Annotated in this window: 6 protein-coding genes; 4 read left to right on the plus strand and 2 right to left on the minus strand. The window is 35.6% G+C overall.

The genetic code is table 11. From position 1 onward, the window contains the following. Positions 1-400: 400 nt before the first annotated feature. Complete coding sequence (locus tag AR328_RS22295) at positions 401-1378, minus strand: uracil-DNA glycosylase (protein WP_082677259.1); 978 nt, start codon at positions 1376-1378, stop codon at positions 401-403. A gap of 42 nt (positions 1379-1420) precedes the next feature. Continuing rightward, positions 1421-2140, minus strand: a complete 720-nt coding sequence (locus tag AR328_RS15430) for a GIY-YIG nuclease family protein (RefSeq protein ID WP_269433527.1) — start codon at positions 2138-2140, stop codon at positions 1421-1423. 437 nt (positions 2141-2577) lie between these two features. On the opposite strand from AR328_RS15430, the gene AR328_RS15435 reads away from it, so the two are divergent. The 4 genes from AR328_RS15435 (at position 2578) to AR328_RS15450 (ending at position 6452) form a co-directional block, all read left to right on the plus strand. After that, positions 2578-2940, plus strand: a complete 363-nt coding sequence (locus AR328_RS15435; RefSeq protein WP_066297201.1) for a hypothetical protein — start codon at positions 2578-2580, stop codon at positions 2938-2940. A 125-nt stretch (positions 2941-3065) separates the two neighbouring features. Next, positions 3066-4523, plus strand: coding sequence for a hypothetical protein (locus tag AR328_RS15440; RefSeq protein ID WP_197414471.1), 1458 nt, complete (start codon positions 3066-3068; stop codon positions 4521-4523). A 39-nt stretch (positions 4524-4562) separates the two neighbouring features. After that, positions 4563-5369: a hypothetical protein gene (locus AR328_RS15445; RefSeq protein WP_066297212.1), complete on the plus strand. Its 807-nt coding sequence runs from the start codon at positions 4563-4565 to the stop codon at positions 5367-5369. A 36-nt stretch (positions 5370-5405) separates the two neighbouring features. Beyond that, a complete protein-coding gene (locus AR328_RS15450) occupies positions 5406-6452 on the plus strand; it encodes a ferredoxin (RefSeq protein WP_066297218.1) in 1047 nt (348 codons plus the stop codon). Positions 6453-6853 lie beyond the last annotated feature (401 nt).

Below are 6853 nucleotides of genomic sequence, written 5' to 3' on the forward strand. Positions count from 1 at the left end.
GTATTTTCTTGCTTTTCTAAGAATTCATAAATACGATCTTCCGAAAATTGATCTGTCGGTTGGGAACTACAACCTTTGGACGAGATTGTAGGAAACTAAATAAGTCATGGGATGGGAGTCCATTGGTACAACTATGGGCTCTCTTTTAGTTGTTGCAAAATCTGATTTTAATATATCGTAATCATGTTAATTATAGGTTCACATTTAAATTTCATATGTGGTCAAGTAATAATTAAAAGTCAGATTGAAATATTAGAAATTAGTTGCTTGTTTTTTCTATACTAGATTTAAACAAACGTTTGATTGAACTGTCTTAATCCCTTGAGCTATATGGCTTTGAGAGAGGCCCTTTGATATGTTTTCCAGCAAGCAATTGTTTTAAAGGATGATCAAATAATTTTTATTCTGCATCTTTATTTTGAAAATTTATCGGTGCTTTCCCCTTTAAAATTCTTTGTTTATCATTGTGTTCAAGCTGTTTGAAGTCCGTTCTTTGTTGTTGTAAAGTTCTTTTCCCTGTGTTTATTACTTGTGGACTTGGGTGATAAAGAGGATACACATAACGACCATTCCATTTTGTATACGTGGCAACATTCTGATTAAGAACTAAACTGTGATGTTCAATTTCCTTTAATGCTTCTAAAGCTTTCTTACCTAACGTAACTACTATTTTTGGATCTACTAGTTCGATAATTTGTTTCAAATATGGATGACAGTTTTTTATCTCTTCCTTAGAAGGAGGCCGTACCTTTCCGCTGCTATTTACAGGACAACATAATACCGCATTTGTTATAAATATGTCCGAGCGGGTCCAATTTGTGGAGGATAAAAGTTTTTCAAAGTTTTTTCCTGTCACATCACCTTGTAATGGAATTCCTGATACATCAGCCCCTCTTGGCCCGGGCGCTTCGGCAAGAAACAGAATATCTGCATCAAGGTTTCCATTTGCATAACCGATGATTGCTTTTGAGTCGCTCATCGTTTTGCAAGTGACACAAGCTTTTGCTTTGTTTATTAACATATTGTATTCAATCTCTTTATTTGTATTTTGGATGATTACTTCTTTTCCTTTAACGGTTATTCTTGCAACTCCTTCAAAAATATATAAGTAGATTTCAATTATTAATTGATCATTATTCCTATATTCGTTGATGTATTCAACTCCCTCGCAAGGAACTGTTACAGTCACCCCTCTCTCATCTGATAGTTTTATCTTATAATCATACTCAGATTGTTCATCTATTATGGATATCATTAAGTTTTTCCCACGTAAATCAATAGAATCTTCCCATCCATTATAATGGGTCATTAGGTTGATTTCATAAGGTATCAGGGTATGTGTAATTTCTAGAAGTCTAGCAAAAAGATTTTTATTCATTTTTAATACTCCTTTCAAAAGAATGCGAAGGTTTAAGACAACCTATTGCTTAAAGTAAAACATTCTCTCCGTCAAACAGTTTTGACCGTATAGGCGAATATCATCTTCTGCTTTATAGAAAGTGGAATACCCCTTCCTCTTGGCAATGTTTGCAGCAAATTCAAACGCCTTATTACTTTCTAGATTCATTGGATCATCAGCACCAATATTGACGGTTAAGATACCGTCTGTTCCATAATGAATGGTTAACTCTTCGAATTCCTCCCAATATTTCCTCATTGCTGGACTATGTTGGCCTAATCTGTCCAACATATCATCTTTATCTAATTCATCGTAAAAGTCGCCATCGTGCAGTTCTATTTGATGTTTATTGTCTTGTAAAAGTTTCTCTTCTTTAAATAAATTATCTAAAAGAATCATTTTGTTTTTTAAGTCCCATTTTTTGTATTCAGGCTCAAGTGCATTTGTTAAAAGATCTTCAATCGCCTTTCTAAAACCTATTAAGCTAGGAGACAATACCCAAAAATAAATAGATAGCTTGCCTTGATGCTCTGCCAATTTAAAAAAGTCAGAGCGCTTGTCCGTTCTTTTGTAAATTTTATCAATATGCCTTCTTAATCTATTATGAATGTTTTTTTCACTTTCTCCTATGTAAAGCACTTTTCCCTCTCTCAAGATTATATATAGCCCACCATTACCCTTTGGAACATTTTCTTGAATGGTCTCTTTTACAAATTTATATTGTTGAGGGGGGGGAATCACTATGTAAAACAATATCGAATTTATTCCAGACGGATTGGGAGATTGGTAAAATTTGAAGGGAGGTTAATTGATCTTCGATTAGATTCTTCATTAAAATAACAACCTTTCTTTTAGCACTGATATAAATACTCAAACTTTTGAGTATGTATTCTATTCTAGATTTGTTTTTAAATATCCTGTTTCGAATTATAGCGTATAACATCGACCTAAATAACAGTGGGCAAAAAAAGTACGGTCACCACCTAATGGTTATTTGGGCTGGCAGAGTGCCACAAACAAAATATACTTAAAATTACCTACAATTTGCTGACAATAGTGCTTATTATATATAGTATTGGTAGGTATATAGTCTAGTTAATTGCCGTCTAGCATTGAGGCTTTTGAAAAGCAATCAATCTTTAGCGGTATCATCTTAGTCAAATAAGGAGGTATAGATCTTGAAAGAAGTTTTGGTTAGATATATTAGTTTTCCAGATATAGAGGACGGGGTTTCTAGTTTTTATCATTATTCAACAGATAAAGGTTGTGCAGAACCAAATAAGCCATATACAAGTAGTTATTGTCATACTGTTGATGAAGAATTAGATGAATTAGCAATTAAGGTAGGTTTCAAAACACGAAGTGAATTTGCAGCAGAGATTAAAATGAAATATTGGAAAAACGCTTATGGAAAAGAATTATCCCAATATGTTAGTAAAGCACTTGAATCAACAGGTATTACCTTAAATATAAATGGAACGGAAATTATTTTTCGAAGTCCGGAAAATGAATTTGTTTTATGGCCAGCTAAAAGGAAATAGGTACTGGAGGGAGGCGCGTCTGCACTGGGAAGCCGTGGTGCCTTGTCCGATCTAGTGGATATGGGTAAGGAATCAGGGAGAATCGTTTTGCTTAAAATAGGAGATTCATGAGAGGAACAGGATATATGAATAAAGACCGTGTTAATATGGCGACAGAGGCAATGAAGAATCAAAGTTTAATGGAACAGCAGGCCAATAGCAGCCTTGGTATTACCCAAGAATACAATCAGAAAAACAGAGCTAAACTGTGGGATTCGCAAAAAAGAAAAGCGGAATTTAAAGATAAAGCTTTTGGAGATAGAGAAACGTATGTGGATCCCATCAGCGGAAAATTGTTACATAAGAGTCATAAAGCAGCTCAGAAAAAATATCGTATGAAAAATTCTAAAGGTGAAAACATTTCAACAAAATGGGCAGAGTATGCAGGTGAAGCAGACCATATTAATGCACTTAAGGATGTTCATGATGTAGTAAAGCATAATCCTTTTTTGTCTAATTCGGATTTTGAAGAGATTATGAATTCTGATGAAAACCTTCGACTTCTATCCAAAAAAGACAATGCATCAAAGGGTGAGCAAAGCGATTGGAACATTATTACCAACAGGAATAAGGAGATGTCATCAGAAGCAAGAGTGAAGATGGCCAAAGATAAGGTTAGATCCGATATTTCATTGCATGGCAAATTCACGGCCAGAACTGCCAAAAATATTGGCAAGGAATTTACAGCTGGGGCTAAGGATACATTAGTCAAATCAGCCATTCCTTTGACCGCAGAGGCTGTGAGAAAACTGTGCAAAGTGGCTAGTGGGGAAGAAACTTTAGGAGACGCTACAAAAGAAATGGGTAAAGTCGTTGTGGATGTTGCAGTTGCAGGTGGAACAAATAAGCTGCTTTTAGATGTTGTGAACTCACAATTACGTAATAGCAATAATAAAGTATTTACAAAACTTGCGAATAGTAATGGAGTAGCACAAATTATCTCGGTTGCCGTCATTGTACAAGAATCTGCAGTTAAATATATTAATGGAGACATAGATGGTAAGGAGTTTATTGAGGAGGTTGGCCTAAAAGGTGCAACGATGGTGGCCGGCATGATTGGAGGTTCTATAGGAGGAGAAATTGGAGCAATTTTAGGTGGGATTGCTGGAACTGTTGCTCTTCCTGGAGTAGGAACGGCAGCAGGTGTAGTTGCTGGTAAAGTGATTGGTGAAATACTTGGTACAATTATAACAACAGTTGCTTGTAGTGCAATTATTTCGGTCTACAATATATCAAAGCATTTGAACGATTATAAGTTAAAAGAAAGTCAGATTAGGAGACTTGAAACAGAAGCCCTGAAGGAAATGGAAAATCAAAGGGATCAATTTAGAAGTATTGTAGAACGTGAATATAAATACTGGGATGAAGAAATTCAAGAGGGATTTAATATGATTTTCAGTAGTGCTTGTGAACAAACCTTTAACCTTCAAGGTGTGACAGCCGGTTTAGATAGAATACTTGCATTGTTCGGAAAAAGTGTTGCGTTTAAGAATCTTGATGAGTACGAAGCGCAGTTGGATATGCCGTTAAAATTGAATTTTTAAGAATAAGTAGCACTTCGGGAAAGGAGATTTCAATTAAACATGATTATTGAGGCATTAGCAGTAGGGGCATTGGCGAAGACGTTTTATAGTGTTGACAAGTCGCTCAAAATGGATGAGAAAGCATTAAAAAAGTATGCAAAGGCTTTTGAAAGAAGCGAGGAAGCTGAATTATTGGTTAGAAAAAAGGCGGAATTTGCGGATAAAAGGCTTATGAATGTTGCAAAAAAGAAAAGAGCAATCGTTCAAGGGACAGTTCCTAAATTTGTAGACGTCTATAGCCAGATACAGAAAATCGAACTAGGAAACAAGACGGCAGTAAATGAAATAGTAATCCGTGATCATGTGAGAAAGTTGGCCGTTTTGGATGCCTTATCTGTATCTGTAAAAAAAGATTTTACTGATAAGGAATTGGTCTGTGGCTGGATTACAAAAGGATTAGGCAAAATGATGGAGAAGGACTCCGAAAGATATCTATCGGCTGCCAATACTCAAATGAGGGCAGCTAATGTCATTTATTCACAGTCTGAATCTATTGGAGCAGTGTATGATGCTATCGTTGCTCGTGCCGATAGAATATCAAACTTACTTATGGCAATGAATGCTTTGTTTATCAGGTCTATTAACGAAACATCAAATACGATAGGGAAAAATGGATTAGATGTTCGAAACTATAGTGATTATGATAAAGGTGTATTGATGACTTGTGTAAACATTGCAGTGGCGGTATCTGACATTATAGATGTTCCTGTCGTTGACGAGAAGGGACAAATAAGTGAGTCAGCAAACGGAATGATCATGACCGGAGAGAAATACTTAGAAAAAATGAGTCAAGCAATAAAGGCATAATGTAAGCAAAATAATATTTTACAAGGGGTATTTGTAATGAAACAGATTATTGTTAATGATCATTGTAGTGGCTGTGGCTTATGTATAGTCAATTGCTCTTCTTACTTACAGGAAAATGCTGAGGGGAATGCCGAACCAGTTGCTGGAAAAGCTATTCAAGAAAAGGATTTGGAAAGTGTTATGAAGGTTGTTGCGGAATGTCCTGAATCAGCATTACAGATTGTTGAAACTGGAATGGCTTCCCGAAAAGGTGAGGCCGGAGTTGCCGAGGTTATCTCAAATTTAAAAGATAAGTGTAATCGTTTTTATGTTAAAAAGATAAGCAATTCAGATGTCAGTTTGAATAGCAAGGATTACTACATACCGATTCCTTGCACAGGTAAAGAATACAGTCGAGATTATTCTTCTGAAGGTTCGGCTAAATCAGCTGCAAGGGAAGAATTTAGACATCTATGTTATTCAGAAACCGCCTATCGACCGATGATTAAAAAAGTATTTGTTGAGTATAAGGTGAATGTCTTGAAACCGTATTATACTTGTGTAGATACGGAAGAGAGTGCTTATTTTGTTTATAATCAAGAGATCAGAAAGTTATTATCAAATGCGTATGCTGAGATTTGTGATTTATTAGGTGAGAATGGTAGAATACCTGAATCTTGGACGAACTTCTCGGTTTATTTATCTGAGAGAGATTGGGCAATAGAGCCGTTGAAGGATTTCGATATACGCAGTACAAGTTCTGGTATTATTGCTGATTTGAAGGACCGAGGCGAATATACAAGCCTTAGTTGGTACGTTGATAGATTTGACTATGATTACGATGAAACTTACGTTGGGGAAGGATTGTTTGGAAAGCCAAAATATAAAGATATGTGGTATTTCTCCGGATTCCGCGAAGTGGCAAAAGAATTCATTGATGATTTGAAAGGATCTATTGATTCGATGTCTGGTGATATTGAAGAAGGAGCAGTAAGCAGTGTGAATTATGCTTTGGAATCCTTTGAGGAAAAGGTTAAAGAAGAATTGAGTGCGAAGATTTCTGAATTGGAAGGGTATGTGAAGGGTTTAAAGGTTCTGAATTAAACCGTATTACATTATTTCACCTGTGGTAAGAAGGTTCAAACTTTGGACAAGTTTATAGCTAAGATTTAGTATCTTCCCAGCCTAAAAAGACTAATCAAACGTTTGATTGAACAGCCCCAATCCCTTGGCATGTATGGCTTGAAGGGGATTTAATTAAAACCAGCTAATAGTTTGTCAACATTTTTCAATAAAAACATAAAGTTTTTCATGCTATACTAAAAATAGGCATGCCAAATAACCTCCCACACGCTAGAATTTGGAAGGTTTTGTCTAGTTTACTCTTTCTTTGTAATTAACCCAAGTCCTGGAAAGTGGTTTTGTTTTTTAAAATCGTATATATCCAATGTAAAAGCTTATTTACACAAGCAATGATAGCTACTCTAAAGGGTTTGCCTTCTTCA

The sequence above is a fragment of the Bacillus sp. FJAT-29937 genome, assembly GCF_001509555.1.
Taxonomy (GTDB): domain Bacteria; phylum Bacillota; class Bacilli; order Bacillales; family Cytobacillaceae; genus Cytobacillus.

Bases quoted from the DNA above. Each gene is read 5' to 3' on its own strand.
- AR328_RS22295 (WP_082677259.1), bottom strand. From the start codon at position 1,378: ATGAATAAAAATCTTTTTGCTAGACTTCTAGAAATTACACATACCCTG.
- AR328_RS15440 (WP_197414471.1), top strand. From the start codon at position 3,066: ATGAATAAAGACCGTGTTAATATGGCGACAGAGGCAATGAAGAATCAA.
- AR328_RS15445 (WP_066297212.1), top strand. From the start codon at position 4,563: ATGATTATTGAGGCATTAGCAGTAGGGGCATTGGCGAAGACGTTTTAT.
- AR328_RS15450 (WP_066297218.1), top strand. From the start codon at position 5,406: ATGAAACAGATTATTGTTAATGATCATTGTAGTGGCTGTGGCTTATGT.